At 74.6% G+C, this 24,180-nt stretch carries 30 protein-coding genes; 9 read left to right on the top strand and 21 right to left on the bottom strand.

What is annotated here, in order from left to right; genetic code table 11:
* Window positions 1-126: 126 nt before the first annotated feature.
* The 8 genes from ACFPK1_RS17390 to ACFPK1_RS17355 all read right to left on the bottom strand — a co-directional run bounded on the left by ACFPK1_RS17390 (window position 127) and on the right by ACFPK1_RS17355 (window position 5,782).
* A complete protein-coding gene (locus ACFPK1_RS17390; RefSeq protein ID WP_378022192.1) occupies window positions 127-429 on the bottom strand; it encodes a helix-turn-helix domain-containing protein in 303 nt (100 codons plus the stop codon).
* A 457-nt stretch (window positions 430-886) separates the two neighbouring features.
* A complete protein-coding gene (locus ACFPK1_RS17385; RefSeq protein ID WP_378022191.1) occupies window positions 887-1,504 on the bottom strand; it encodes a MerR family transcriptional regulator in 618 nt (205 codons plus the stop codon).
* A gap of 120 nt (window positions 1,505-1,624) precedes the next feature.
* Complete coding sequence (locus ACFPK1_RS17380) at window positions 1,625-2,098, bottom strand: bifunctional nuclease family protein (protein WP_116710890.1); 474 nt, start codon at window positions 2,096-2,098, stop codon at window positions 1,625-1,627.
* A 193-nt stretch (window positions 2,099-2,291) separates the two neighbouring features.
* The gene (locus ACFPK1_RS17375) at window positions 2,292-3,203 is read right to left on the bottom strand and encodes a MerR family transcriptional regulator (protein WP_378022190.1); all 912 of its coding nucleotides are present in this window, start codon (window positions 3,201-3,203) and stop codon (window positions 2,292-2,294) included.
* Complete coding sequence (gene garA, locus ACFPK1_RS17370; protein WP_133828635.1) at window positions 3,200-3,667, bottom strand: glycogen accumulation regulator GarA; 468 nt, start codon at window positions 3,665-3,667, stop codon at window positions 3,200-3,202. The genes ACFPK1_RS17375 and garA overlap by 4 nt, the downstream gene beginning before the upstream one ends.
* Before the next feature lie 248 nt (window positions 3,668-3,915).
* Window positions 3,916-4,305 (bottom strand): glycine cleavage system protein GcvH, encoded by a 390-nt coding sequence (gcvH, locus tag ACFPK1_RS17365; RefSeq protein WP_378022189.1) that lies wholly within the window; start codon window positions 4,303-4,305, stop codon window positions 3,916-3,918.
* Window positions 4,306-4,401: 96 nt separating this feature from the next.
* Entirely contained in the window at window positions 4,402-4,992 is a 591-nt protein-coding gene (locus ACFPK1_RS17360; RefSeq protein WP_378022188.1) for a CDP-alcohol phosphatidyltransferase family protein, read from the bottom strand.
* Window positions 4,993-5,017: 25 nt separating this feature from the next.
* Window positions 5,018-5,782, bottom strand: coding sequence for an SDR family oxidoreductase (locus ACFPK1_RS17355; protein ID WP_378022187.1), 765 nt, complete (start codon window positions 5,780-5,782; stop codon window positions 5,018-5,020).
* Window positions 5,783-5,806: 24 nt separating this feature from the next.
* On the opposite strand from ACFPK1_RS17355, the gene ACFPK1_RS17350 reads away from it, so the two are divergent.
* Window positions 5,807-6,910: a glycosyltransferase family 9 protein gene (locus tag ACFPK1_RS17350; RefSeq protein WP_378022186.1), complete on the top strand. Its 1,104-nt coding sequence runs from the start codon at window positions 5,807-5,809 to the stop codon at window positions 6,908-6,910.
* 32 nt (window positions 6,911-6,942) lie between these two features.
* Here ACFPK1_RS17350 and selD read toward each other — a convergent pair whose 3' ends face one another.
* The 3 genes from selD to ACFPK1_RS17335 all read right to left on the bottom strand — a co-directional run bounded on the left by selD (window position 6,943) and on the right by ACFPK1_RS17335 (window position 9,328).
* Window positions 6,943-7,947, bottom strand: a complete 1,005-nt coding sequence (selD, locus tag ACFPK1_RS17345; RefSeq protein ID WP_378022185.1) for a selenide, water dikinase SelD — start codon at window positions 7,945-7,947, stop codon at window positions 6,943-6,945.
* A gap of 48 nt (window positions 7,948-7,995) precedes the next feature.
* Entirely contained in the window at window positions 7,996-8,706 is a 711-nt protein-coding gene (locus tag ACFPK1_RS17340) for a DUF742 domain-containing protein (protein WP_378022184.1), read from the bottom strand.
* Between the two features lie 403 nt (window positions 8,707-9,109).
* Window positions 9,110-9,328: an RNA-binding S4 domain-containing protein gene (locus ACFPK1_RS17335; protein ID WP_378022199.1), complete on the bottom strand. Its 219-nt coding sequence runs from the start codon at window positions 9,326-9,328 to the stop codon at window positions 9,110-9,112.
* A gap of 89 nt (window positions 9,329-9,417) precedes the next feature.
* On the opposite strand from ACFPK1_RS17335, the gene ACFPK1_RS17330 reads away from it, so the two are divergent.
* Window positions 9,418-10,161 carry a sulfite exporter TauE/SafE family protein gene (locus ACFPK1_RS17330; RefSeq protein ID WP_378022183.1) on the top strand — a complete coding sequence of 248 codons (744 nt, stop codon included), beginning with the start codon at window positions 9,418-9,420 and terminating at the stop codon, window positions 10,159-10,161.
* Here the strand turns inward: ACFPK1_RS17330 and ACFPK1_RS17325 are convergent.
* Genes ACFPK1_RS17325 through ACFPK1_RS17310 form a run of 4 tightly spaced genes read right to left on the bottom strand, consistent with a single transcriptional unit; the run spans window position 10,158 to window position 12,226 of the window.
* On the bottom strand, window positions 10,158-10,637 hold the full coding sequence (locus tag ACFPK1_RS17325; protein WP_378022182.1) for an SDR family NAD(P)-dependent oxidoreductase: 480 nt from the start codon (window positions 10,635-10,637) through the stop codon (window positions 10,158-10,160). The genes ACFPK1_RS17330 and ACFPK1_RS17325 overlap by 4 nt on opposite strands.
* Before the next feature lie 27 nt (window positions 10,638-10,664).
* On the bottom strand, window positions 10,665-11,120 hold the full coding sequence (locus tag ACFPK1_RS17320) for a GatB/YqeY domain-containing protein (RefSeq protein WP_378022181.1): 456 nt from the start codon (window positions 11,118-11,120) through the stop codon (window positions 10,665-10,667).
* Between the two features lie 13 nt (window positions 11,121-11,133).
* A complete protein-coding gene (locus ACFPK1_RS17315) occupies window positions 11,134-11,865 on the bottom strand; it encodes an SDR family oxidoreductase (protein WP_378022180.1) in 732 nt (243 codons plus the stop codon).
* A 19-nt stretch (window positions 11,866-11,884) separates the two neighbouring features.
* A complete protein-coding gene (locus ACFPK1_RS17310; RefSeq protein ID WP_378022179.1) occupies window positions 11,885-12,226 on the bottom strand; it encodes a VOC family protein in 342 nt (113 codons plus the stop codon).
* An 88-nt stretch (window positions 12,227-12,314) separates the two neighbouring features.
* On the opposite strand from ACFPK1_RS17310, the gene ACFPK1_RS17305 reads away from it, so the two are divergent.
* Both ACFPK1_RS17305 and ACFPK1_RS17300 read left to right on the top strand, forming a co-directional pair.
* Window positions 12,315-12,875 carry an RNA polymerase sigma factor gene (locus ACFPK1_RS17305; RefSeq protein ID WP_378022178.1) on the top strand — a complete coding sequence of 187 codons (561 nt, stop codon included), beginning with the start codon at window positions 12,315-12,317 and terminating at the stop codon, window positions 12,873-12,875.
* On the top strand, window positions 12,872-13,612 hold the full coding sequence (locus ACFPK1_RS17300; protein ID WP_378022177.1) for a methylated-DNA--[protein]-cysteine S-methyltransferase: 741 nt from the start codon (window positions 12,872-12,874) through the stop codon (window positions 13,610-13,612). The genes ACFPK1_RS17305 and ACFPK1_RS17300 overlap by 4 nt, the downstream gene beginning before the upstream one ends.
* A 46-nt stretch (window positions 13,613-13,658) precedes the next feature.
* Here ACFPK1_RS17300 and ACFPK1_RS17295 read toward each other — a convergent pair whose 3' ends face one another.
* From ACFPK1_RS17295 to msrA, 4 genes are all read right to left on the bottom strand, one after another.
* Window positions 13,659-15,644: a CehA/McbA family metallohydrolase gene (locus ACFPK1_RS17295; protein ID WP_378022176.1), complete on the bottom strand. Its 1,986-nt coding sequence runs from the start codon at window positions 15,642-15,644 to the stop codon at window positions 13,659-13,661.
* A gap of 4 nt (window positions 15,645-15,648) precedes the next feature.
* Window positions 15,649-16,476: a mycofactocin-coupled SDR family oxidoreductase gene (locus ACFPK1_RS17290; protein ID WP_378022175.1), complete on the bottom strand. Its 828-nt coding sequence runs from the start codon at window positions 16,474-16,476 to the stop codon at window positions 15,649-15,651.
* Between the two features lie 61 nt (window positions 16,477-16,537).
* Window positions 16,538-17,329 (bottom strand): DUF1684 domain-containing protein, encoded by a 792-nt coding sequence (locus tag ACFPK1_RS17285; RefSeq protein ID WP_378022174.1) that lies wholly within the window; start codon window positions 17,327-17,329, stop codon window positions 16,538-16,540.
* Complete coding sequence (gene msrA, locus ACFPK1_RS17280) at window positions 17,326-17,859, bottom strand: peptide-methionine (S)-S-oxide reductase MsrA (protein ID WP_378022173.1); 534 nt, start codon at window positions 17,857-17,859, stop codon at window positions 17,326-17,328. The genes ACFPK1_RS17285 and msrA overlap by 4 nt, the downstream gene beginning before the upstream one ends.
* A 98-nt stretch (window positions 17,860-17,957) precedes the next feature.
* On the opposite strand from msrA, the gene ACFPK1_RS17275 reads away from it, so the two are divergent.
* Window positions 17,958-18,437: an SRPBCC family protein gene (locus ACFPK1_RS17275; RefSeq protein WP_378022172.1), complete on the top strand. Its 480-nt coding sequence runs from the start codon at window positions 17,958-17,960 to the stop codon at window positions 18,435-18,437.
* On the opposite strand, the gene ACFPK1_RS17270 is transcribed toward ACFPK1_RS17275, so the two are convergent.
* The gene (locus ACFPK1_RS17270) at window positions 18,376-18,957 is read right to left on the bottom strand and encodes a 2'-5' RNA ligase family protein (RefSeq protein WP_378022171.1); all 582 of its coding nucleotides are present in this window, start codon (window positions 18,955-18,957) and stop codon (window positions 18,376-18,378) included. The genes ACFPK1_RS17275 and ACFPK1_RS17270 overlap by 62 nt on opposite strands.
* 30 nt (window positions 18,958-18,987) lie before the next feature.
* Here ACFPK1_RS17270 and ACFPK1_RS17265 point away from each other — a divergent pair, with 30 nt between their 5' ends.
* From ACFPK1_RS17265 to ACFPK1_RS17250, 4 genes are read left to right on the top strand one after another with little or no spacing between them, the layout of a single operon-like run.
* Window positions 18,988-19,908, top strand: a complete 921-nt coding sequence (locus ACFPK1_RS17265; RefSeq protein ID WP_378022170.1) for an LLM class flavin-dependent oxidoreductase — start codon at window positions 18,988-18,990, stop codon at window positions 19,906-19,908.
* A gap of 49 nt (window positions 19,909-19,957) precedes the next feature.
* A complete protein-coding gene (locus ACFPK1_RS17260) occupies window positions 19,958-20,407 on the top strand; it encodes a helix-turn-helix transcriptional regulator (RefSeq protein WP_378022169.1) in 450 nt (149 codons plus the stop codon).
* Window positions 20,408-20,412: 5 nt separating this feature from the next.
* Entirely contained in the window at window positions 20,413-20,823 is a 411-nt protein-coding gene (locus ACFPK1_RS17255) for a VOC family protein (RefSeq protein WP_378022168.1), read from the top strand.
* A 25-nt stretch (window positions 20,824-20,848) separates the two neighbouring features.
* A complete protein-coding gene (locus ACFPK1_RS17250) occupies window positions 20,849-23,263 on the top strand; it encodes an ATP-binding cassette domain-containing protein (RefSeq protein ID WP_378022167.1) in 2,415 nt (804 codons plus the stop codon).
* Here the strand turns inward: ACFPK1_RS17250 and ACFPK1_RS17245 are convergent.
* Window positions 23,233-24,141: a LysR family transcriptional regulator gene (locus ACFPK1_RS17245; RefSeq protein ID WP_378022166.1), complete on the bottom strand. Its 909-nt coding sequence runs from the start codon at window positions 24,139-24,141 to the stop codon at window positions 23,233-23,235. The two genes, ACFPK1_RS17250 and ACFPK1_RS17245, sit on opposite strands and share 31 nt — an antisense overlap.
* Between the last annotated feature and the right edge of the window lie 39 nt (window positions 24,142-24,180).

Genomic DNA, 24,180 nt, shown 5'->3' with positions numbered 1-24,180 from the left:
TCGAGCATGTCGTTGACCGCGGCCCGCGCCGGATCAACCTCACCACCATCCCGCTCGCCGGCCATGGTCATCTGTGTACTCCGTCCTCGTCAGAGACGATCTTGTACACAGCCCATCTGACAGGCTCTACGGTCGCGGCGGCCCCGCCGGTGTCCGGGCACCGCCGTGCGCGCCACGGCGTTCCCGGGTCACGTGGTTGCGGTCGACCTCGCGCTTGACCGTCGAACGGTCCCGCCCGATCCGACGGCCGATCTCGGCGTAGGACAGGTCAGCGGCCAGCCCACGGGAGATCTCTTCCTGCTCGGCCAGCGACAGGTACCGGCCCTTCGGCTCACGCAGATCGGGAACCATCCCGCCAACCTCGCGAACCCAGCGCCACCCCCGGTGCTGCGACACACCCACCAACGCGCACGCGGCCTCGTGCTCCAAGCCCTCCAACCGAGCCCGCCAGAACACCCGCTCCCGCACCCGACTGCGCGGTCGACCCACGACACCCACCCCGCTCCTACTCGAGGTGTTGCGACCGCCCCTTGAATCCGCCGCCCCGGGGGCCTGCCGAACGTGCCTCTCGCCGTCGCAGCTCGCCAGAACGATCTCCCCGGAGAGCCGTCAGTGCTGCGGATACGAAGAGCACTGACGGCACCTCGAGAGATCAATCTGGAGAACACCTCGCGCCCCTCCGGCTCCGCCCGCGGCGACCAGCACGGTGCGCATGATCGAACGCCCCGGGGGCCTGCCGAACGTGCCTCTCGCCGTCGCAGCTCGCCAGAACGATCTCCCCGGAGAGCCGTCCGTACTGCGGACGCGAAGAGCACTGGCGGCACTCTCGAGAGCTCATCGTGGAGAGCACCTCGCGCGCCCCTCCGGCTCCCGCCGACGCGGACCGTCAGCCGGCGGAGCGGGCGCCGCGGTTGCGGCGCGAGGCCAGCTCGTCCTCGGGCGCGTGGTCGACCACGGCGGCGTCGGCGCGCTCGGCCGGGAAGCGCGAGATACTGCCGGAGATCTCGCGCATCGCGCCGCCGACGGCGATGCCGAACACGCCCTGGCCGCCCTGCAGCAGGTCGACGACCTCTTCCGGCGAGGTGCACTCGTAGACGGTGACGCCGTCCGAGAACAGCGTGATGCGCGCGAGGTCGCGCACGCCGTGGCGGCGCAGCTGCTCGACGGCGACGCGGATGTTGTTCAGGGAGACGCCGGTGTCGAGGAGGTTCTTGACCACCTTGAGCACCGCGAGGTCCTTGAAGGAGTAGAGCCGCTGCGAGCCCGACCCCGTGGCCGTCCGGATGCTCGGCACCACGAGCTTGGTGCGCGCCCAGTAGTCGAGCTGGCGGTAGGTGATGCCGACGATCTGGCACGCGGCCGGGCCGCGGTAGCCGAGCACCTCGCCGTTGCCCGGGTCGCCGTCACCGAACAGCTCGTCGGCGAACAGCAGACCCTGTTCACCCTCGGGACCGAGGGGCTCGAGCTCGGGGCCGGCGGGACCGCCGTCCTGACCACCGCTCACCGAACTGCCTCCCTCGTTCCGTTGTGACGCCGACGGTACGAGCGGCGGAGACGGGGGTCAACGCGACGCGCGGCGACTCTCGACCTCGAGTTGAGGGTGAGGATACCGAGGGTCGCGCACCTACGTGTCGGCGCCCCGGAAGTCCTCCGGCGACACGGAGTCGAGGAACTCGCGGAACTTCTCGACCTCGTCCTCCTGCTCGTCGGGGATGACGAGCCCCGCCTCGGAGAGGACACCCTCCTCGGCGTGGATCGGGACGCCGACGCGCAGGGCGAGCGCCACCGAGTCGCTGGGGCGGGCCGAGACGCGGACGTCGCCGTCGAAGACGAGCTCCGCGTAGAAGGTGCCCTCCTGCAGGTCGATGATCCGCACCTGCTCGAGGCGGCGGTCGAGCGCGCCGAGGACGTCCTTGAGGAGATCGTGGGTCAGGGGCCGGGCCGGCTTGACGCCCTGCTGCTCGAGGGCGATCGCGGTGGCCTCCACCGAGCCGATCCAGATCGGCAGGTACCGGTCGCCCTCGGCCTCGCGCAGCAGGAGGATCGGCTGGTTCGCGGGGAGCTCGACCCGAACCCCCACGACACGCATCTCACTCATGCGACTCGCCCTCCTCGATTGGTCGAGCTCCGCGCTCCGTCTCCCCGGCTACCGGTCGACGAACCGTGACGCTACACGCTCGGAGACCCCCGCGCGCGCGTCCGCGGACGCGCCGGGGATCGCGTCGCCGAGCGGATCAGCACCCCCGCGGAGGGCCGTGTGACGGGCGTGTGACGGGCCGACGACGGGGCCGTCAGCGGCGCAGGCCGTGCCGCAGACCCGACCCCACCAGCAGGGCGTGCAGGCGCCCGGAGAGGGCCGCGAGCTCGGAGGACAGCTCCTCCGCGCGCCGCGTCGCCTCGGGTCCGCGGCTGCGGGCGACGGGCGTCACGAGCTGGGTCAGCAGGCCCACCTCGCGGTCGGCGCTGGCCCGCGCGGAGCGCAGCAGACGCGGCTCGACGCCGAGCCGGGCGAGCGCGCCCGCGGTCCGCGCCACGAGGACGTCCTCGGGCTCGTAGCGGCCGTCGGCGTCGGCGCGCAGGATGCCGTGGTGCTCGAGGCCGTCGAGCAGGGCGGCGTCGACGCCGTCCTCGGCGAGGAGCACGTCGCGACCCACCGAGTCGCCGCGGGCGACACCGGCCAGGCCGTCGGGGTCCTCGTCGGGCTCGGCCCGGTCGGCCACCGACGCGAGGCTGCGCACCCGCGCGGACGCGCCGGTGCTCACCACCACCGGACCGGAGCCGTTCGACCCTCCCGGTCCGCCGGGTCCGCCGGGTCCGCCGGGTCCCCCCGGGCCGCCGGGCCCGCCCGACTCGACCGCCGGCGCGGCGGCGAACGCCACCTCGCCGCCCGCGACCGTGTCGCCGGGCAACGTGGGCCCGCCGGGCACCGGGTTGCGGTCGAACTCCTCGAGCCGCGAGCGGATCACCTTGAGGGGGAGGTAGTGGTCGCGCTGCGCCGACAGCACGAAGCGCAGCCGGACGACGTCGTCGTGCGAGAACTGCCGGTACCCCGCCGGGGTACGCGCGGGCCGGATCAGCCCCTCGGACTCGAGGAAGCGGATCTTGGAGATCGTGATCTCCGGGAACTCGGCCCGCAGCGCGTCCAGGACCGAACCGATCGAGAGGGGGGCTCCCCCCGGCTCGGGCAGCCCGGCGGCGGTCACTCCAGCCCCGCCCCCGCCCCGGCCGACCCGCCGTCGCGGGGGCCGGTGAGGAAGACGAGCCGGAACTTGCCGATCTGGACCTCGTCGCCGTTGGCGAGGACGGCCGTGTCGACGGGCTCGCGGTTGACGTAGGTGCCGTTGAGGCTGCCGACGTCGACGACGACGAACTCCGCCCCGTCACGGCGGAACTCCGCGTGACGGCGGGAGACGGTGACGTCGTCGAGGAAGATGTCGCTGTCGGGGTGACGCCCGGCGCTCGTGGTGTCGCGGTCGAGCAGGAAGCGCGAGCCCGCGTTCGGGCCGCGCTTGACCACCAGCAGGGCCGAACCCGCCGGCAGGGAGTCGACGCCCGAGACCGGTCCGCTGCGCGACTCGGCCTCGGGCTCGGCCAGGAAGTCGGCCCGGAAGACCGACGTCGTCTCGCCCTGACGCTCGGGGGGGACCGGGGGACCGCCTGTGCTCACCGTGCTCCTCCGTCGTGTCGTGCTCGTCCAGGTCGTCCCGCCCGTCCCGCGGGCCCTCCGCGACGTCCCCCGGGGAGGGCGTCGGCGCGGGCTCGGTGACGGATCGTCGCGAGGTGGCCGTCACGGTACCGGTCCCCGTCACGGGGTCGAGTCCCTCCCCACCCACCGTGAGCGCACATCGGCGTGCTGTGGCGGAGCGTAGGGACGCGACCCCTCGTCGGGGGCCCGTCCGTTGGCCGGCCGGGCCGTCAGGACCCGTCGAGGACGGCCTGGTAGCCCTCCGCGTCGAGCAGCTCGTCGACGGCGCGCGCGTCGGGTACCCGCAGCTCCATCATCCAGCCGGAGCCGTAGGGGTCGGAGTTGATGAGCTCCGGGGTCTCGGACAGGGCGTCGTTGACCGCGGTGACCTCGCCGTCGAGCGGCGCGTAGATCTCCGAGACCGACTTCGTCGACTCGACCTCGGCCACGGACTCGCCGGAGGAGACTGACGCGCCGACGCCGAGCAGCTGGACGAACACGACGTCACCCAGCTGGTCCTGGGCGTAGTCCGTGATGCCGATGCGGACGATCGACGCGTCCCCCTCGGTCGCGGTGATCCACTCGTGCTCGGCGGTGTAGCGCAGGCCCTCGGGGACCACCGGCGCCTCCTCGTGTCGGTGACGTGCTCAGTCGGACTCGGGCCGCGGCAGGCTAGAGCGCGCGGGACATCCGGGCCAACCGCACCGGGGCGCGCGTCACGCCCGCTCGGGGAGCTGCGCCGGTTCCGTGCGCACCAGCTGCAGCAGGTAGAGCGCCCCGGACCACAGATGCAGGGCGATGCCCCAGGTGGTGAAGGCGTAGGCGAACGGCCGCGCGACGTCGGCGCCCGGCCAGTCCATCTGGGCGAGCAGCAGCAGCGGGAACGCGTAGAGCAGGTTGAGCGTCGCCGCCTTGCCGATGTAGAGCACCGGGAACGCGAGGTAGCCCTTGCGCCGCAGCAGCGGCAGGGCGAGCGCGACGACGAGGTCGCGTCCGATGATCAGCGCGAGCACCCACCACGGCACGATCCCGCGGATGAGGAACGCCACCAGCGTCGCGACGGTGTAGAGCCGGTCGGCGAGGGGGTCGAGCATCTCGCCGAGCCGGCTGTACTGGTCGAGCGCGCGGGCGATGCGGCCGTCGAGCCAGTCGGTGATCCCGCTCGCGACCAGCACGACGAGCGCCCACCCGTCGGCGCGCGGCCCCAGCAGCAGCCAGAGGAACAGCGGCACGCCGGCGAGCCGCACGACGCTCAGCGCGTTGGGGACGGTGAGCCAGCGCTCGTGGGCGAGCTCCCGGAGGGTCACGCGCCGCAGTATCGCAACGACGCGCTCAGCGGGCCGTCCAGCCGAGGTCCATCGTGACCGGCGACCCGTTGAACGCCCCACCTGCCGGGGTCTGCAGGAACGCGACGACGTCGGCGACCTCGGAGGGCTCGATGAGCCGCTTGAGCGCGTGCGGCGTGAGGATGATCTCTTCGAGCACCCGGTCCTCGCTGATCCCGTGGGCCTGGGCCTGGGCGCTGATCTGCTTCTCGACCAGCGGGGTGCGCACGTAGCCCGGGCAGACCGCGGTGGCGGTGATCCCGTCGGGGGCGCCCTCGAGCGCGAGCGTCTTCACCAGCCCGAGCACGCCGTGCTTCGCCGAGACGTAGCCCGCCTTGAACGGCGACGCCGCCAGCGCGTGGGCCGACGCGATCGCGACGAAGCGCCCGCCGTCGGGGGCCGCGCGCAGAGCCTCCCACGCGTACTTGGCGAGCAGGAACGGGCTGGTCAGCAGGATGGCCAGCAGGGCGTCCCAGCGGTCCTCGTCGAAGTCGGCGACCGGGGAGACGTGCTGGAAGCCCGCGTTGGCGACGACGAGGTCGAGGCGGCCGAAGTGCTCGAGCGCGGCGTCGACCGCGGCGCGGTTGCCCTCGCGGGTGGTGAGGTCGGCGCCGAGCGAGGGCCCGGGCAGGGTCTCAGCCAGATCTCCTTCGGGCGCCTTGAGGTCCACCCCGAGGACCGACCAGCCGTCACCGTGGAGCCGGTCCACGATCGCCCGGCCGATCCCGCTGCCCGATCCGGTCACCAACGCCGCTCGCTGCTCGTTCGCCATGCCCCGACCGTAGGCTCTCTCGCCGTGATCGGCCCCGCCCTCGGCCTGCCGGCCGAGCCCGCTCCCCCGCTCCCCGACGTCCGCCGGATCGCCGTGCTGCGCGCGAACGGGCTCGGTGACTACGTCGTCGCCGAGCCCGCCCTCGCCGCCCTGCGCCACGCCTACCCGGACGCCGAGATCACCCTGCTGGGCGCGGGCCACCACGCCGCGCTGCTCGCGGGCCGCCGCTCGCCGGTGGACCGCGTGGTCACCGTGCCGCTCATGACCGGCGTGCGCGTCGGCCCGGACCCGGACGCGAGCGAGGAGGAGGTCGAGGCCTGGTGCGCCGAGCAGCGCGCCCACGGCTACGACCTCGCGGTCCAGATGCACGGCGGCGGGCGCAACTCCAACGGGCTCCTGCTGCGCCTGGGCGCCCGCGTCACGGTCGGCACCGCCACCCCCGACGCACCGCGCCCCGACCGCTGGGTGCCCTACTGGCCCTACCAGCACGACACCATCCGCTGGCTGGAGGTCGCCGCGGCCGCCGGGGGCACGCCGCGCCGCGTGGAGCCGCGCGTCGAGGTGCGCGACGAGGACCTCGCGGCCTCGCACGCCGTCGTCCCGCCCGGCGACACCCCGCTGCTCGTCGTGCACCCCGGCGCCACCGACGCCCGCCGCTGCTACCCCGAGGAACGCCTGGGCGTCGTGGCCCAGGACCTCGCCGACCGGGGGGCCCGCGTCGTCGTCGCCGGGGGCCCGACCGAGGCCGAGCGGGTCGAGCGGGTGGTCGCGGGCATGCGCACCGCGCCCGAGACGGCGGTGGGGACGCTCGACCTGCCGGCGCTGATCGGCCTGCTCTCGCGGGCGACGCTGATGCTGGGCAACGACTCGGGCCCGCGGCACCTCGCGGGCGCGGTCGGGACGCCGACGGTCGCGGTGTTCACCTACGCCAACCTCGCCGACGTCGCCCCGCTGACGCGCGTGTGGCACCGCGTGCTCGTGTCCTGGCACGGCGGCTGCCGGGTGTGCGGGCGGCGCGTGCTCGACGGCTGGTGCGGGCACGAGGAGAGCGCCACCCACGACGTCGACGTCGCCGACGTCCGGGAGGCCGCGCTCGACCTGTGGGAGCAGGCGATGCTCCGCCCGTGAGTGATCCGGGTCGCCCGGGCGACCCGGATCACTCACCGGACGCGCAGCGTCGTCCCCTCCTCGGGGGCCACGATCTCGCCGATCACCGGGTGGCCGGGGATCTCGCCGGCGAGCAGGAGGCCGCCCGAGGTCTGGGCGTCGGCCAGCAGCAGCGCCGTGGTCTCGTCGACGTCGAGGCGGGCGTGCGGGCGCACCCAGTCGAGGTTGCGCCGCGACCCGCCGGGCACGTAGCCCTCGCCGGCGGCCCCGCGGGCGCCGTCGAGGAACGGCACGGCGGCGCTGTCGATCACCGCGGTGACCCCGGAGGCCCGGGCCATCTTGTGCGCGTGGCCGAGCAGCCCGAACCCGGTGATGTCGGTGCCCGCCCGGATCCCGGCCGCGACCGCCGCGCGCGAGGCCTCGGCGTTCAGCGTCGTCATCACCGCGATCGCCTCCGCGAACGACTCCCCGGTGGCCTTGTGCCGGTTGTTGAGCACGCCGAGCCCGAGCGGCTTGGTCAGGGTCAGCGGGGTCCCCGGGCGGGCGGCGTCGTTGCGGATGAGCGCGTCCGGGTCGGCGGTGCCGGTGACCGCCATGCCGTACTTGGGCTCCGGGTCGTCGACCGAGTGCCCGCCGGCGACGTGGCAGCCGGCCTCGTCGGCGACGGCCAGCCCGCCGCGCAGCACCTCGGCGGCCAGCTCGTAGGGCAGCACCTCGCGCGGCCAGCACAGCAGGTTCAGCGCGATCACCGGGCGCCCGCCCATCGCGTAGACGTCCGAGAGCGCGTTGGTGGCGGCGATCCGTCCCCACTCGTAGGGGTCGTCGACGACGGGGGTGAAGAAGTCCGTGGTGGCGATCAGCGCCAGCCCGTCGCGGATGCGCACCGCCGCCGCGTCGTCCCCGTCCTCGAGGCCGACGAGGAGCTCGCCCTCCCGCGCGGTCGACGGGGACGGCATCAGCCCGCGCACCACGTCCTCGAGCTCACCGGGCGGGATCTTGCAGGCGCAGCCGCCGCCGTGGGCGTAGCCGGTGAGACGGACGGCGGGCGCAGTGGTCATGACCCCGTTCTACCTCGTCGGGTCGAGCACCCGCTCCGCGTCGTCTCCCTAGAGCCTGTGCAGACCGTCCAGCACGCGCTGCATGATGTCGCGCGACGGGGCACCGGTGGACGCGACCGCCCGCGGGTGCACGAGCAGCAGCCCGGCGCCGGCCATGTCGTCGATGATCACCCGGGCGACGCCCAGGGGCACCGCGAGCAGCGCCGCGACCTCGGCCACCGACCGCGGGTCGCCCACGACGTCGCCCAGGGCCACGTGCTCGGGGTCCTCGAGCGGCGGGCGCGGCGAGGGGATCGACACCAGCGTCTCGACCGCGAGGTCGGCGGTCGTGCGGGTGCGCCCGCGCGTGCGGACATAGGGACGCACGCGCGTCCGGGTGCTCTCGGGCGGCGGGTCGGCGGTGAGGAACAGGGGCATGGTCGGCGGGTCGTCGGGCTCGGTCCGGGCGGGCGGCGGGGCCTGGGCGGGAACGGCGTCGTCCTCGGCCTTCGTCCGGGCGGCCTCCTTGCGGGCCCGCCGCGCGTGGGACCCGAAGCGCGCACCGGTGAGCGGGAGCGGCGGCTCGTCCTGGCCCGGCAGGACGATCCCTTCGGGCTCCGCGGCGGCTCCGGCCGCGGGCTGCTCGGCCTCGGCGACCTGCTCGGCGATTCCGTCGGCGACCTCGTCGGCGTCCCCGTCGGCGAGGGCGCGCGGGAAGCGGGCGCCGGTGCGCCCGACCCGCGTGCGCCGGCCACGGCGGCCGCCCTCCCCGTCGCTCACGCTCCGCGTCCTCCCGGTGGTCACGATCGGTGGATGCCTCGATCGGGATCCCCCGCGCCGCCTCGTCGGGTGGACCGGACGAAGGGGATCGATCGTCACGATAGAGCAGGTCTCGGTTCCATCACAGCGTGCTCCGCACCCCGTTCGGGGCACCGTGACGCCCGTGACGGACGGTGACACGGTCGTTACTGTGTGACGGCTGTGTCACGCCCCCGGGACGACCTGATTGCGACCGGATCGGAGTCCGTGTCCGGCGGCGACGCCCCGCCGCCGGAGGGCTAAGCTCCTCCTCAGCCCCATCTCGGACCTCTCTCCGTGGGGCTTTTCCCACCGAGGCTCGGGGTCGTCGTCGTTCCACCCGGTTCGCCGGGACGGCGACCCCGAGTCTCGTTGCATGTACACATCAACTCGCTGGTCGCTGCACGCGGATCCGCTCGCCGGCCAGGGCCACGACGTCGCCGGGGACGATCTGGCGGCCCCGCCGGGTCTCGTCACGGCCGTTGACCGTCACCTCCCCGGCCTCGAGGACCTCGCGGGCGGCGGCGCCGTGCTCGACCAGCCCCGCGAGCTTGAGCAGCTGGCCGAGGCGGATCGTCTCGTCGCGGATCTCGACGTCCCGGATCGGGCTCCGGCCGGCCGGCGCGCGGTGCTCCACGCGGCGAGTGTGCAACGCGCCTCGCTGCCGGGCAGCCGGGGAGCGCCGGTGGTGGGATGACGGCGATGGTCGCGCTGCTCGTCGTCGCCGGGTTCGCCGCCGGGCTGACGGGCTCGATGGCCGGGCTGGCCTCGCTCTTCTCGTACCCGGCGCTGCTGGCGGTGGGCCTCTCCCCCGTCGCGGCCAACCAGACCAACACCATCGCGCTGGCCGTCGCGAGCGTCGGCTCGGTACTCGGCTCCCGCCCGGAGCTGCGCGGCCAGGGCACGAGGGTGCTGCGCCTGCTGCCGCTGACCCTGGTCGGCGGGGCGATCGGGGCGGGGCTGGTGCTCGTCACGCCGTCCGACGCCTTCGCGCTGATCGTGCCGTTCCTCGTGGCGGGCGCCTCGCTGGTCCTGCTGCTGCCTCGGCCGGCGGACGCGAAGCCGGTGACGTCCCGGGTCGGGCAGGCCGCGACGGTGGTGGGCGTGCTGGCCGTCGGCGTCTACAGCGGCTACTTCGGTGCCGCCGCGGGCGTGGTGATGATGGCGCTGCTGACCCGGGCGCTCGCCGACAGCCTCGTGCGCGTCAACGCCGTGAAGAACGTGCTGCTCGGGGCGTCGAACGCCGTGGCCGCGGTCGGGTTCGCGGTGCTCGGGGAGGTCTCGTGGTCGGCGGCGCTCCCGCTCACCGCCGGGCTGCTGGTCGGCAACTACTGCGGGCCCGCGATCGCCCGGCGCCTCCCGCCGACCGTGCTGCGGATCGGGATCGCCGTCGCCGGCCTCGTCCTCGCGGGGGTCCTGCTGGCCCGGGCGCTCTAGAGCGTCTGCCCGCCGTCCACGACGACGGTCTGACCGGTGATGGCCCGGCTCGCGACGACCCCGAGCACGGCGCTCGCGACGTCCTCGGGTGTGGTCTCGCGGTCGATCAGGGCCGCCGACGCGAGCTCCCGGCCCCGCTCCTCGTTGCCCGCCCACCAGCGGGTCATGACGAGGCCGGGCGCGACCTCGTTGACCCGCACCGGCGCGAGCGCGCGGGCCAGCGAGCGCGTCAGCCCGTGCAGCGCGGACTTGCTCACCGCGTACGGGAGCGAGGAGCCGCTGCCGGTCAGCCCGGCGATCGAGCCGATGTTGACGACGACCCCGTCCTGCGCGGCGCGCAGGTCGTCGGCCCCGGCCCGGGCGCAGTACCAGGGCGCCATGAGGTTGACCGCGAGCATCTGCCGCCAGACGTCGTCGGTGGCGCCGTCGAGGTCGTCGAGGGGCAGCGGGACCGTGGCGCCGGCGTTGTCGACCACCGGTGCCGCCGCCGGTGACCAGCGCCGTCACGAGCTGAGCTGCCGCTTGACCTCACCGGAGACACGACGCCCGTCCGCACGCCCCGCGACCTGCGGCTGCACCACCTTCATGACCTGGCCCATCTGCTGGGGCCCCGCGGCACCCGTCTCGGTGATCGCCGCGGCGACCAGCGAGGTGAGCTCCTCGTCGGACAGCTGGGCGGGCAGGTAGTCGGTGAGCACGGCCTGCTCGGCGCGCTCGCGCTCGGCGAGCTCGGTGCGCCCGGCGCCGTCGAACGCCTCGGCCGACTCGCGGCGCTTCTTCGACTCGCGCCCGAGGACCGTCACGACCTCGTCGTCGGAGAGCTCGCGGTGCGACTCGCCCGCGACCTCCTCGGTGTTGATCGCCGACAGGGCCATCCGGATCGTCGACACCCGGACCTCGTCGCGGGCCTTCATCGCGGTGGTGAGGTCGCTGCGCAGTCGCTCTTTCAGCTCGGACACGGCCCCACCGTAGTCACGTCACGCGACGGAGAATCGGCGTCGGCATCACGCGCAGCACCCGCCCGAGCACCGCCCACGGCCAGGTCGGGACGTAGGCGAAGGCGGGGGCCTTCTCGATCGCGTCCGCCATCGCCCGGGTGCCCGTCGCGGCGTCGACCGAGAACGGCCTGCTCATGCCGCCGTTGAGCTCGGTGCGGATGTAGCCGGGGGCGAGCGTGGTGACACGGATCTGGGTGCCGGCGACGTCGACCCGGATGCCCTCGGCGAGGTGGGAGAGGGCGGCCTTCGTGGCGGCGTAGGTGGTCTGCGCGCCCTTCAGCCCGCGGTCGGCGGCCACCGACGACACGACGACCAGGTGCCCCGCGTCCTGCGCGCGGAAGATCTCCATGGCGGCCTCGCACTGGGCCAGCGCGGCGACGAAGTTGGTCCGCGCGGTGGCGAGGTTGGCGTCGAAGCGCCCGGTGCCGATCGGCGCGCCCTTGCCGATGCCGGCGTTGACGATCACGCGGTCGAGGCCGCCGAGCTCGTCGCGCACCGCGCGGACGGTGCGGAACACGGCGTCGTGGTCGTCGACGTCGAGGGCGGCGATCGCGATCCGCACGCCGGTGGGGGCGAGCTCGTCGCGCAGCGCCTCGAGGCGGTCGAGGCGCCGGGCGACCAGCGCGAGGTCGTGGCCGCGTCCGGCGAGCTCGCGGGCCATGCCCGCGCCCAGTCCCGCGCTCGCGCCGGTGATCAGTGTCCGCACGGGGAGCGTGCCTACCAGTTCAGGGGTGGGCGAGCACGTTCACCACGACGCCCTGCGGGGTGCGCACGAAGAACCGGCGCACACCCCAGGGCTCGTCGGTGAGCGGGTGGACGATCTCGTAGCCGGCCGCGACGGCCTGCGCGTGCACGGCGTCCACGTCGTCGACCTCGACGCTCACCCGGCTGTCCTCGGGGGCGCTCGCGTCGCAGGAGATCAGTTGCACCTGGGCCGTCCCCGACCGATGGTTGACCACCCAGCCCATGTCCATCGCGGTCTCGAGGCCGAGCAGGCCGGTCCAGAACGGGGCGTCGGCGGCGGGGTCCTCGACGGCGAGGTTGGCGACGATGCGGTGCACGGTCATGGTGTCGACCCTGCCGCGACGGGCCCCGGCGGTCTTGCAGGAATCGGAGGTGCGCCACGGCCGCGAGGCCTGTGGTGTTCTGCTGGACGTGGCCGACGACGAGCAGCTGCGCACCGCGCTGGTCGAGGATCTCGACGCGGGATTCGAGGCGGTGGTGCGCACCCACGGCGACGTGGTGCACGCGGTGGCCCGGCGCACCGCGGACCGGCCGGCGGACGCGGAGGACCTCGCCGCCGAGGCGTTCCTGCGCGCCTACCGGGCCCTGCGCGGGTACGACGCGCGGCGGATCGAGCGGCTGGACCTGCGGCCCTGGCTGCTGACGATCCTGCTGAACACGGCCCGCAACGTCCGTCGTGACGCCGCCCGCCGCCCCCGGACCGACGGCGCCGCCGACCCGCCCGACCGCGCCAGCCCCGCCCCCGGTCCCGACGAGCGCGCCGAGGCGAGCGACCTGGGCGACCAGCTCGCGGCCCTGCTCGCCGAGCTCCCGGTCGCCCAGCGCACCGCCGTGGTCCTGCGCCACGTCGTCGACCTGCCGGTGGCCGAGGTGGCCGCCGTGCTCGCGTGCAGCGAGGGCACCGCCCGGTCGCACGCCGCCCGCGGGCTCGCCGCGCTGCGGGCCCGTCTCTCTGCCGAGGAGTCCTCATGACCGACACGCTGCTGGAAGGCCTTCGCGACCTCGCCGAGCCCGCGCCCGCGACCCTCGCCGAGCGGGTCGTCGACGGCTGGGTGCGCGCCGAGAGCCCGCTGGGCGAGGTGTACGCCGTCGTCGGTGCCCACGGTGTGCGCCTGCTGCGGACCGCCGTCCACGCCGGCGACCTCGACGCGTTCCTCGAGGGCTACCGCGCGCGCCACGGCCGTCCCGTCCGCCCGGCGCCGCGCGCACCCCGGGGCCTGCTGCCCGCGCTGCGCGGCACGGGGCGGGCGCCGGCGGTGGACCTGACCGACGTCGGCGACTTCGCGCGCAGGGTCCTCGACGCCACGGCGCGCATCCCCGCGGGCCAGGTGCGCCCGTACGGCTGGGTGGCCCGGGAGGCCGGGCACCCTCGCGCCGTCCGCGCGGTCGGCACGGCGCTCGCCCGCAACCCCGTGCCGCTGCTCGTGCCCTGCCACCGCGTGGTGCGCGGCGACGGCGACCTCGGCCAGTACCTCTCCGGGCGCGCCGACAAGGTGGCGCTGCTCGAGCAGGAGGGCGTCGACCTCTCCCGGCTCGCCGCGTACGCCGCCGCGGGCACCCGGCTGATCGGCAGCGACACGACCGGCGTCGTCTGCCTGCCGACGTGCCACCACGCGCGCCGGATCACGGCGGCCCACCGCCGCGGCTTCGTGAGCCTCGACCGCGCCCGCGCCGCGGGGTACCGCCCGTGCCGGGACTGCCGGCCCTGAGCCGAGTGGGTGTTGTGAGTGATTTCCTGCGCCATAGCGCAGGAAATCACTCACACAGGGCGCGGTAGACGGCGCGGGCGCGGTCGAGGACCTCGCGGTGGTCGGCGAGCTGGGCCTCGCGGCGCTCCGGGTCGAAGCGGCCCTCGGCGACCACGATCTCCTCGAGGCGGTCGAGCAGGCCCAGGCACCAGCGCGCGTCGGCCGCCCGCCCCACCCGGGCACCGCCGACCTCGACGTGCACCGGCGAGGTGTGCGCGAACACCGGACGGTCGGGATCGAGCGGGTGCGGCCCACCCCGCGCGATCGCCGCGAGCCACAGCGGGCCGTCCACCCGGACCCGGGCGGTCACCACGTCCGACGCCGCCGCGATCTCGCCGTCCGGCCCGACGAGGACCACCTCGTCCGCCCCGCTCCCCCGCACCCGCGCGCTCACCTCGAGCAGGTCACCGGCGCGGGCGTCGACGACCGACCCGGGTCCGGTGCCGTCGACGGACAGGGACACGAACGGCCCGTTGGTCGCGAGCGTCCGCCCGGCGCGGACCGCGTCGCGCACCGCCTCCGCGGTGACCGGCGCGCCCCGGAGATCCGCGTAGGTGCGCAGCCAGCCCGGCGGGTTGGACGCCACGCCCGGGCCGTGGGCGAACGACAGGAAGACGTCGCTGCCCGCGACCGCGGCCGGGCGCAGGCCGCACCCCAGCAGCCGGTGGTAGAGCTCGGCGCCGGCGCGGTCGTCGAAGCACGACACGACCTCCATGGCGTCCACCAGCCCCAGCGCGGCGTCGGCGACGAGCTCGCGCGCCTCGACCGTGCGGTGCGGCGACAGGAACGGCGCGTACGGGTCGTCGCCGTCCCCGAAGCCGCCGAAGACGGGGTGCGCGTAGGTCGTCGCCGCGTCCGCACCACGGAGCTCGGCGCAGGCCGCGGCGTTCGGCGGCCAGTCGTACGGGTGCTCCGAGCCGGGGTGGCCGGTCTGGTAGCGCGTCGGCGGCGCGGTCGGCGCGACGGCGTGCACGTGGCCGAGCAGGTCGTTGCGGAACTCCACCGACGCGCGGGCCACGGTGCCCGCCGACGCCCACAGGTCCTGCCCCACCGTCGCCTCGAACAGCGCGCGGTCGTAGACGTGCGCGCCGCCGAGGTTGCCGGCGGTGAGGTTCATCAGCTCCAGGCCCTCGCCGTGCTGCATGTCCCGGGCCTGCTCGGGGGTCACGACGAGGTCGCCGGAGTAGTTGAGGTGCACGTGCAGGTCGGCGGAGTGCCAGCCCTCCGCCGCCGGATCGACGAGACGCTCGGGCTCCAGCTCGACGACGGCGTCGCCGCGGGTGACCACGGAGGCCGTGGCGTACTCCGGGCCCCGCGTGCAGGTCACGGTCAGCTCGCCCGCCGGGACGGTGAGCGTGGTGTCGCGGGCGTGGAAGTAGGGCCGGTGCGCGCCGTCGCTCTTCGGCGGTACGCCGTCGGGCCACCACCCGCCGCCGGCCGCGTCGACCACCGACCACCGCGACCACGCGCCCGAGCGCACGCGCAGGGTCGCGGCGGGCCGCACCTCGAGCGCGCCGGCCACCTCGAGCACGTGCCCGGCGTGCGCCACCGTCAGCGTCGGCCCCTCGACCTCGACGGTCGCCACCGACGCCCCGCCGGCGGCGACGGTGATCGGCGTGCCCTCGACGACGACCGTCGCGGCGATCGCCGCGTCCACGACGACGTCGAGCGTCGTGGGCCGCCCGGCGACCGCGAGCCGCGGCGATCCGACCCGGGGCACGAGCGCCCCCGCCGCGGGCACCTCGAGCACCACGAGGCCCGGCGGCGGCGTGTCCCCCGCGACCCGACGGATGGCGGCCGGCCAGTCCCCGCCGGTGGCGGCGAGCGCGTCGGTGAGGTCGCCGAGCCGCGAGAAGCGGGCGAGCCGGAAGAACTCGGGCAGGTCCTCGTCGCCCCAGTCCCAGCCGGTGCGCTCGCGCAGGCGGCGGTAGTGGGCGAGCGCCTCGATCGCCGCGGCGGGCAGGTCGAGGACCTCGTCGTCCTGGCAGCACATCGGCTCAGCGCACCGTGAACCCGGCGTCGACGGGCAGCGCCACGCCGGTGACGTAGCGGGCGCCGTCGGAGACGAGCCAGTCGATCGCGGCGGTGACGTCGGCCGCGTCGAGCAGGCCGACCGGCATCAGGTTGCCGACGTCGGGCACCTGGCCGTCGGGCGGGTCGGTGAACAGGGCGGCGACGGCGTCGTTGAGCACCATCGTCGTCGCCACCCCCGACGGGTGCACCGAGTTGACGCGGATGCCGTGCGGCGCGAGCCAGTGCGCCCAGCCGCGCACGAGCCCGACGAGCGCGTGCTTGCTCGCGATGTAGCCGTCCAGCTGCCCGCTGCCGTCGCCGCCGCGCCCGGACAGGCCCATCGACGAGCTGGTGACGACGATCGCGCCGCCCCGTCCCTGCTCGATCATCCTCGGCGCGGCGGCCTGGACGGTGTTCCAGACGCCGACGGTGTTGACGTCGAGCTGGTCGCGGAACGCCTGGGCGGCGGACACGCCCGGCGACGCCATCCCGATCCCGGCGTTGGCGAGCACGATGTCGACGCCGCCGAGCTCCTCGACCCCGGAGGTCACGGCCGCGGACAGCGCGGCGGCGTCCCGGACGTCGGCGACGTGGGCGCTGACCCGCCCGCCGCGCTCGCGGATGCCCGCGGCCGTCGCGGCGAGGTCGTCGGGGCTCGCCATCGGGTAGGCGACGCCCGCGATCGGCGCGCAGACGTCGACGGCGACGACGTCGGCACCCTGCTCGGCGAGCCGCCAGGCGTGGCTGCGGCCCTGTCCGCGGGCCGCGCCGGTGATCAGGGCGACCCGTCCCGCGTGCTGTCCGGTGCGCATGGCGCACGACCGTACCGGAGTAGTCCTGAAAAGCAACTACCCGGTACGGCTGCGCAACGGATCAGACGGGGGACTTCTCCCCCGCCTCGACCGGGACGCTGATCAGGTTGCCCGCCGGCGGCAGCGGGCAGGTCGCGAACGCCGTGAACGAGCACGGCAGGTTGAGCGTGCGGTTGAGGTCGATCCGCACCGACCCGTCGTCGGCGGGGGCGGCGGTGCGCAGGATGCGCCCGCCCCCGTAGGTGCTCTGCCCGGACGTGCCGTCGCGGAAGTGCAGCCGCAGCTCGCCGCCCTCACCGCCGAGAGCGATGAGCTCCTGCTCCTCGCCGCCGAGCGTGAAGGTCACGGTGCCCACGGCCGTCGGGTGGAAGCCCAGGCCGTCGATCACCGTGTCGACGTCGATGACCCGCGGCGCCTCCCACGGCGTGAACCGGCCGGTGACGATCCACGCGGCGTCGACCGGGAAGGCTGGCACGCCGGTGAAGCGCGCGAGGGTCGGCCCCTGGGGGTCGCGGACGCGCAGCCCCAGGTGCTCCTCGCGGCGGATCACCTCGACCCGCCGCTCGCCGACGGCGACGAGCACGCCGGGCTTGCCGTCGACCGGCTCGACCCGCACGGTGCCGTCGACCGGCTCGCCGTCCACGGACACGCCGTCGCCGGCCGCGGCGGTGATCTCCGCGGTGGTGCCCACGGCCCGCCACGTCCCCGGCAGATCCTGGTACGCGCGGGCCTCGCCGTCGAGCCAGTGCAGCCCGGTGAGGCTCAGCCACCCGTGCGGCGCGCGGAGCGTGTCCTCACGCTCCGCGTGCCAGGCGCTCCAGGCCCCGGCCAGGTCCTCCTCGACCGCCGTCACGCCGACGTCGTCTCCTCGCGCTGGGTCTCTCCGCGGCGAGGCAGCACCCAGCCCGGGCGCACGAAGTGGCAGGTGTAGCCCCAGGGCATCTTCTGCAGGTAGTCCTGGTGCTCCGGCTCGGCCTCCCAGAAGTCGCTCGCCGGCTCCACCTCGGTGACGACCGGCCCGGGCCACAGGCCCGAGGCGTCGACGTCGGCGATGGTGTCGCGGGCGACGCGCTCCTGCTCGGGGTTCGTGTAGTAGATCGCCGAGCGGTAGCTGCGGCCGATGTCGTTGCCCTGGCGGTTGCGGGTCGACGGGTCGTGGATCTGGAAGAAGAACTCCAGGATCTCGCGGTAGGAGATCGTGTCGTCGTCGAAGACGACCTCGACGGCCTCGGCGTGGTCGCCGTGGCGGCGGTAGGTCGCGTTCGGGGTGTCCGGGTCGCCGGAGTAGCCGACCCGGGTCGAGAGGATGCCGGGTCGCTGACGCAGCAGCTCCTGGGCGCCCCAGAAGCACCCACCGGCCAGGATCGCGGTCTGAGTGGCCACGGATTTCCTCCTCGTCTTTCGCCTGCAGGTGGCACAACGCGTTCGGCGGGACGGCTGTTCCGCCCCATCCGGGCCGATGATGTGCCACTCGGGGTGACATGCTGCGCACCGTGAGCGAGCAGCGCATCGAGGTCTCCCGCTGGATCGCGGCCGAGCCGGCGACCGTCTTCGACGTCCTGCGCGACCCCCACGGCCACGTGGCCATCGACAGCTCCGGGATGCTCATGGACGCCTCCGGCGAGCCGGTGGAGGCCGTCGGCGACCGGTTCACCGTGCACATGGACCGCGAGGCGCTCGGCGACCGCCCCCTCGGGCGCTACGACGTCGACGTCGTCATCACCGTGTACGAGCCCGACGTCGAGATCGCCTGGACGGTCGAGGGGCAGGTCCGCCCCTACATCGGCCACGTCTACGGCTACCGCCTCGAGCCCGACGAGGACGGCACCCGGGTGACGTCCTACTACGACTGGTCGGACATCCACGCCGAGTGGGCCGCCCGCGACATCTTCCCGGTGATCAACCCGCACTCGCTGAAGGCGACGCTGGGGATCCTCGCCCGGACGGTCCAGAAGGACTGAGGAGCGCCTCGGCGCCCACGTCCCAGGTCTCGGTCCGGACCATCAGCGCGACGCGGTCGACGCGCACCGTCAGCGGCAGCCGCGGGGCGATCGCCGCCGCGGCGGCCCGCAGGGCCTCGGTCGACGCGGCGCGCCGCAGCCCGACCGTGAGGTGCGGGACGAGCTCGCGGCCGTCGACGGGCAGTCCCGGGAAGGCGGCGTGGACCCGCTCCGCGATCTCCCGGAACGCCGCGGCCGCGTCCGGGGCGAGCCACACCACCCGGTCGCCGAACCAGCGCAGCTCGCCGAACGTGCAGGTGAACGCGGGGACCTCCGCCACCGCCGCGCGCAGGGCGGTCAGGGTCGCGGCGGTGACCCCGGCGGGCTCGACGAACGGACGGACGAGGGTGAGGTGCGCGCCGAGCCCCCGGCGGGCGGTGGGGTCGAGCTCGTCGCGGAACGCGCCGACCAGCGGCTCGGCGTCGGGGACCAGCGCCGCGATCATGGTCCGGCGCGCGGCCGGGTCGAGGAGACCGTCCACGCGGCGAGCATGCCCTCTACCGTCCACCCCGTGCGCTGGTCCATCGCGATCCCCCAGTTCGGCGCGGGCACGTTCGACGCCGCCGGTGTGCAGGCCCACCTCGCCCGCGCGGAGGAGCTGGGGTTCGAGGGCGCCTGGACCATGGAGCTCACCGTCGGCACGGCGCCGGTGCTCGCGCCCCTGGAGGTCCTCGCGTACGCGGCCGCGTGCACCGAGCGGCTTCGGCTCGGGGTCGGCGTGCTGGTCGGCACCCTGCACGACCCCCTGCTGCTCGCGTCCTCGCTGACCGCCGTCGACCGCCTCAGCCACGGCCGGCTCGACGTCGGGATCGCGCCGGGCGGCGGCGCCCGGGACCTCGCCGCGTTCGGGGTGGAGCGCGCGACCTTCGTGGCCCGCTTCACCGAGGGCCTCGCGCTGATGAAGGCGGCCTGGTCCGACGCGCCGCGCATCTCCTTCGCGGGCCGGTTCCGCCGGCTCGAGGACCTGGCGATCGCGGCGAAGCCGGTGCAGCGCCCGCACCCGCCGCTGTGGTTCGGCGGCAGCGCCGCCCCGGCGCTCGCCCGCGCCGTCCGGCTCGGCGACGCGTTCCTGGGCGCGGGCTCGGTGACCACGGCGGCGTTCGCCGAGCAGGTCGGCACGATCCGTCGCGAGCTCGAGCGTCAGGAGCGCGGGACGTTCCCGATCGCCAAGCGCGTCTACGTCCGTGTCGACGACGACCCCGCCCGGGCGCGCGAGGGCATGCTCGCGAGCCTCCACGGGCTCTACGGCGACAAGCCGGGGATCGCGGACGTGCCGGTGACCGGGACCGCGGACGACGTCGCGCGCGGCCTGGCGGAGGTCCGCGACGCCGGCGCCGGGATGATCCTGCTCGACCCCCTGGGCGACGACGTCACGGCCGACCGCGAACAGCTCGAGCGGCTCGCGGCCGACGTCCTGCCGCACGTCCACTAGCCCGATTCGCGCACTTCCCTCCCGCGGTCCGCGTGGCACGATCCACCGGGTGACCAGCCGTGCCTCGCGGGAGGAGCACCTGCGCGACCTCGCGCTGCTGCGCCGCGTCCGCGACCGGATCGACCGCGACTACGCGCAGCCGCTCGACGTCGAGGCGCTGGCGCGCGGCGTCCACTGGTCGGCGGGCCACCTGAGCCGGGCGTTCCGCCAGGCGTACGGCGAGTCCCCGTACAGCTACCTCATGACCCGGCGCATCGAGCGCGCGATGGCGCTGCTGCGCCGGGGCGACCTGAGCGTCACCGAGGTCTGCTTCGCGGTCGGCTGCTCCTCGCTGGGCACGTTCAGCACGCGCTTCAGCGAGCTGGTCGGGATGTCGCCGAGCGCCTACCGCCGCGACGCCGCGCGCGAGGCCGAGGGCATGGCACCGTGCGTGGCGAAGAAGGTCACGCGACCGGTCAGGAATCGAGAAGCACCCGCCGTGGGGGCGTCCCTAGCGTGAGCGCCATGGACATCAGCATCTACCAGGCCTACCTCCCCCACGACGACGCGCAGGCCGCGATCGCGTTCTACCGCGACACCCTGGGCTTCGAGGTCCGCAAGCACGTCGAGTACGGCGACCTGCACTGGATCACCGTCGGCCCGCCCGACCAGCCCGGCACGTCGATCGTGCTGACCCCGCCGGCCGCCGACCCGGGCATCACCGACGACGAGCGGCGCGTCGTCGCGGAGATGATGGCCAAGGGGACCTACGCGGGCATCAACCTCGCGACGCCCGACGTCGACGCCGCCTTCGAGCGGCTGCAGGCCGGCGACGCCGACGTCGTCTCGGAGCCCACCGACCAGCCCTGGGGTGTACGCGACTGCGCGCTGCGCGACCCGGCGGGCAACATGATCCGCATCTTCGAGGTGAAGTGACGCCAGGCAGGGGGACGGAGACCCGATGAGCACGGCCACGACCGACGCCCGGGCGAACGGCACCGGGGCGACCGGGCACGACGCCGACAGCCACGACCTCATCCGCGTGCACGGCGCCCGCGAGAACAACCTGCGCGACGTCAGCGTCGAGCTGCCCAAGCGCCGGCTGTCGGTGTTCACCGGGGTGTCCGGGTCGGGCAAGAGCTCGCTGGTGTTCGGCACGATCGCCGCCGAGTCGCAGCGGATGATCAACGAGACGTACAGCGCGTTCGTGCAGGGCTTCATGCCGACGCTCAACCGGCCCGACGTCGACGTCCTCGACGGGCTGACCACGGCGATCGTCGTCGGCCAGGAACGGATGGGCGGCGACGTCCGCTCCACGGTCGGCACGGCCACCGACACCGGCGCGATGCTGCGCATCCTGTTCAGCCGCCTCGGCGTGCCCCACATCGGCGGGCCGCAGGCGTTCTCGTTCAACGTGGCCTCGATCAGCGGGGCGGGCGCGGTGACGTTCGAGAAAGGCGGCCGCGAGGTCAAGGAGCGCCGCGACTTCAGCATCACCGGCGGCATGTGCCCGCGCTGCGAGGGCCGCGGCACCGCGTCCGACTTCGACCTGACCGCGCTCTACGACGACTCCAAGTCGATCAACGAGGGCGCGATCACGATCCCCGGCATGAGCATGGACGGCTGGTTCGGCCGCATCCTGCGCGGCTGCGGGTTCTTCGACCCGGACAAGCCGATCAAGCAGTTCACGAAGCGCGAGCTGGACGACCTCCTCTACAAGGAGCCGGTCAAGCTCAAGATCGAGGGCATCAACCTCACCTACACCGGGCTGATCAACCAGATCCAGAAGTCGTTCCTGTCCAAGGACCGGGAGGCGATGCAGCCCTACGTGCGGGCCTTCGTCGACCGCGCGGTCGTGTTCACCACGTGCCCGGAGTGCCACGGCACCCGGCTGAGCGAGGCCGCGCGGTCGTCGCTGATCCACGGGAAGAACATCGGCGACGTCTGTGCGATGCAGATCAGCGACCTCGCCGAGTGGGTGCGCGGGCTCGACGAGCCGTCGGTCGGGCCGCTGCTGGAGAACCTGTCCGAGACCCTCGACTCGTTCGTCGAGATCGGGCTCGGCTACCTCTCGCTCGACCGGCCGGCCGGCACGCTCTCGGGCGGCGAGGCGCAGCGCACCAAGATGATCCGCCACCTCGGGTCGGCGCTCACCGACGTCACCTACGTCTTCGACGAGCCCACCATCGGGCTGCACCCGCACGACATCGCGCGCATGAACGACCTGCTGCTGCGCCTGCGGGACAAGGGCAACACGGTGCTGGTCGTCGAGCACAAGCCCGAGACGATCGCGATCGCCGACCACGTCGTCGACCTGGGGCCGGGCGCGGGCACGGCCGGCGGCGAGATCGTGTACGAGGGCTCCCTCGACGGTCTGCGCGCCGGCGGCACGCTGACCGGGCGCCACCTCGACGACCGGGCGGCGCTCAAGGAGTCGGTGCGCACCCCCACCGGGGTGCTCGAGGTGCGCGGCGCCGACAGCCATAACCTGCGCGGCGTCGACGTCGACATCCCGCTGGGCGTGCTCGTCGCCGTCACCGGGGTCGCGGGCTCGGGCAAGAGCTCGCTCATCCACGGGTCGGTGGCCGGGCGCGAGGGCGTCGTGGTGGTCGACCAGGCCCCGATCAAGGGCTCGCGGCGCAGCAACCCGGCCACCTACACCGGGCTGCTCGAGCCGATCCGCAAGGCGTTCGCGAAGGCCAACGGAGTGAAGCCCGCCCTGTTCAGCGCCAACTCCGAGGGCGCCTGCCCCAACTGCAACGGCGCCGGGGTGATCTACACCGACCTCGGGATCACGGCGGGCATCTCGACGCTGTGCGAGGTGTGCGAGGGCAAGCGCTTCGACGCCTCGGTGCTCGAGTACCGGCTCGGCGGGAAGGACATCAGCGAGGTCCTGACCATGCCGGTGTCCGAGGCCGTGGAGTTCTTCGCCGCCGGCGACGCGAAGACCCCGGCGGCCCACAGGATCCTCGTGCGGCTCGCCGACGTCGGGCTCGGCTACCTCACGCTCGGCCAGCCGCTCACCACGCTGTCCGGCGGCGAGCGCCAGCGGCTCAAGCTGGCGACGCAGATGGCCGAGCAGGGCGCGGTCTACGTCCTCGACGAGCCCACGACCGGCCTGCACCTCGCCGACGTCGAGCAGATGCTGGGCCTGCTCGACCGCCTCGTCGACTCGGGGAAGTCGGTGATCGTCATCGAGCACCACCAGGCCGTGATGGCGCACGCCGACCGGATCATCGACCTCGGCCCGGGCGCGGGCCACGACGGCGGTCTCGTGGTCTTCGAGGGCACCCCGGCCGAGCTCGTCGCCGACCGCTCCACGCTGACCGGGCGGCACCTGGCTGATTACGTGGGCGCGACGACGTCGGTGGCCTGAGCCACCACCTGCTCGAGCACCAGCGCCAGCGGCGGCCACGTCTCGCGGCCTCGCCGGACGACCGCGGACGCGCGCAGCCGCACCGCGGGCGCGGTCAGCGGGACGATCGCGATGCCGGGGGCGGTGGGGCGGTCGTGCGGGAGCAGGCCGACGCCGAGGCCCGCGAGGATGAGGTCCTCGACGAGGTCGAGGCTGTCGGCCTCGTGGGTCGTGCGCAGGGCGAAGCCCGCCATCGAGGCGAGCGTGCGCAGGACCTGCTCGTCGGCGGGGTTGCGGGAGTTGCCGATCCAGGCGCGGTCGCGGAAGGCGCTGACGACCGCGAGCGAGTCGGCGGCGTCGAGCGGCGCCTCCGCGGCCGGCACCGCGAGACCCCACGCGGTGGTCCACAGCGGCGTGGCGGCGAGGTCGGGGTGCAGCGCGGCCGGGGCGAGGTCGTAGTCGTAGGTCAGGGCGAGGTCGATCCGGTCGGCGACGAGCATGGCCTGCGCCTCGGCGGGCTCGTACTCGCGGATCGTCAGGGCGACCTGCGGGTGGGTCCGGGCCATGGCGACGACCGTCGGCATCAGGGTGCGGCGGATCGCGCTGGCGAACCCGGCGACGCGCACGAGCCCGCGTGGCTCGGCGTCCGGGTCCAGGTCGCGCTGCGCGGCCTCGACCGCGGCCAGGATCGTGCGGCCGTGCTCGGCGAGCCGCTGCCCGGCCGGGGTGAGCCGTGCGCGCCGCCCGTCCGGCTCGACGAGCGCCGCCCCGGCCTCGCGGGCCAGCGCCGCGATCTGCTGGGAGACCACCGACGTGCTCGTGCCCATCAGCTCGGCGACCACCCGCATCGAGCCGTGCCGGTCGAACTCGACGAGGTAGGGCAGGCGCCGCGTGTCCACGACGCCATCATCCGCGATCCGCGAACGGTGCGTGAAGGA

The organism is Actinomycetospora rhizophila (assembly GCF_042657905.1).
In the GTDB taxonomy this organism is placed as follows: domain Bacteria; phylum Actinomycetota; class Actinomycetes; order Mycobacteriales; family Pseudonocardiaceae; genus Actinomycetospora; species Actinomycetospora rhizophila.
The sequence above is the reverse complement of the archived record's forward strand: the minus strand, read 5'-3'. Positions and strand labels throughout refer to the sequence as shown.

Bases quoted from the DNA above. Each gene is read 5' to 3' on its own strand.
- ACFPK1_RS17330 (WP_378022183.1), top strand. From the start codon at position 9,418: ATGACGGCGATGGTCGCGCTGCTCGTCGTCGCCGGGTTCGCCGCCGGG.
- ACFPK1_RS17355 (WP_378022187.1), bottom strand. From the start codon at position 5,782: ATGGCGAACGAGCAGCGAGCGGCGTTGGTGACCGGATCGGGCAGCGGG.
- ACFPK1_RS17295 (WP_378022176.1), bottom strand. From the start codon at position 15,644: ATGTGCTGCCAGGACGACGAGGTCCTCGACCTGCCCGCCGCGGCGATC.
- ACFPK1_RS17255 (WP_378022168.1), top strand. From the start codon at position 20,413: ATGGACATCAGCATCTACCAGGCCTACCTCCCCCACGACGACGCGCAG.
- ACFPK1_RS17380 (WP_116710890.1), bottom strand. From the start codon at position 2,098: ATGAGTGAGATGCGTGTCGTGGGGGTTCGGGTCGAGCTCCCCGCGAAC.
- ACFPK1_RS17310 (WP_378022179.1), bottom strand. From the start codon at position 12,226: ATGACCGTGCACCGCATCGTCGCCAACCTCGCCGTCGAGGACCCCGCC.
- selD (WP_378022185.1), bottom strand. From the start codon at position 7,947: ATGACCACTGCGCCCGCCGTCCGTCTCACCGGCTACGCCCACGGCGGC.
- ACFPK1_RS17300 (WP_378022177.1), top strand. From the start codon at position 12,872: ATGACCGACACGCTGCTGGAAGGCCTTCGCGACCTCGCCGAGCCCGCG.
- ACFPK1_RS17275 (WP_378022172.1), top strand. From the start codon at position 17,958: ATGCTGCGCACCGTGAGCGAGCAGCGCATCGAGGTCTCCCGCTGGATC.
- ACFPK1_RS17290 (WP_378022175.1), bottom strand. From the start codon at position 16,476: ATGCGCACCGGACAGCACGCGGGACGGGTCGCCCTGATCACCGGCGCG.
- ACFPK1_RS17250 (WP_378022167.1), top strand. From the start codon at position 20,849: ATGAGCACGGCCACGACCGACGCCCGGGCGAACGGCACCGGGGCGACC.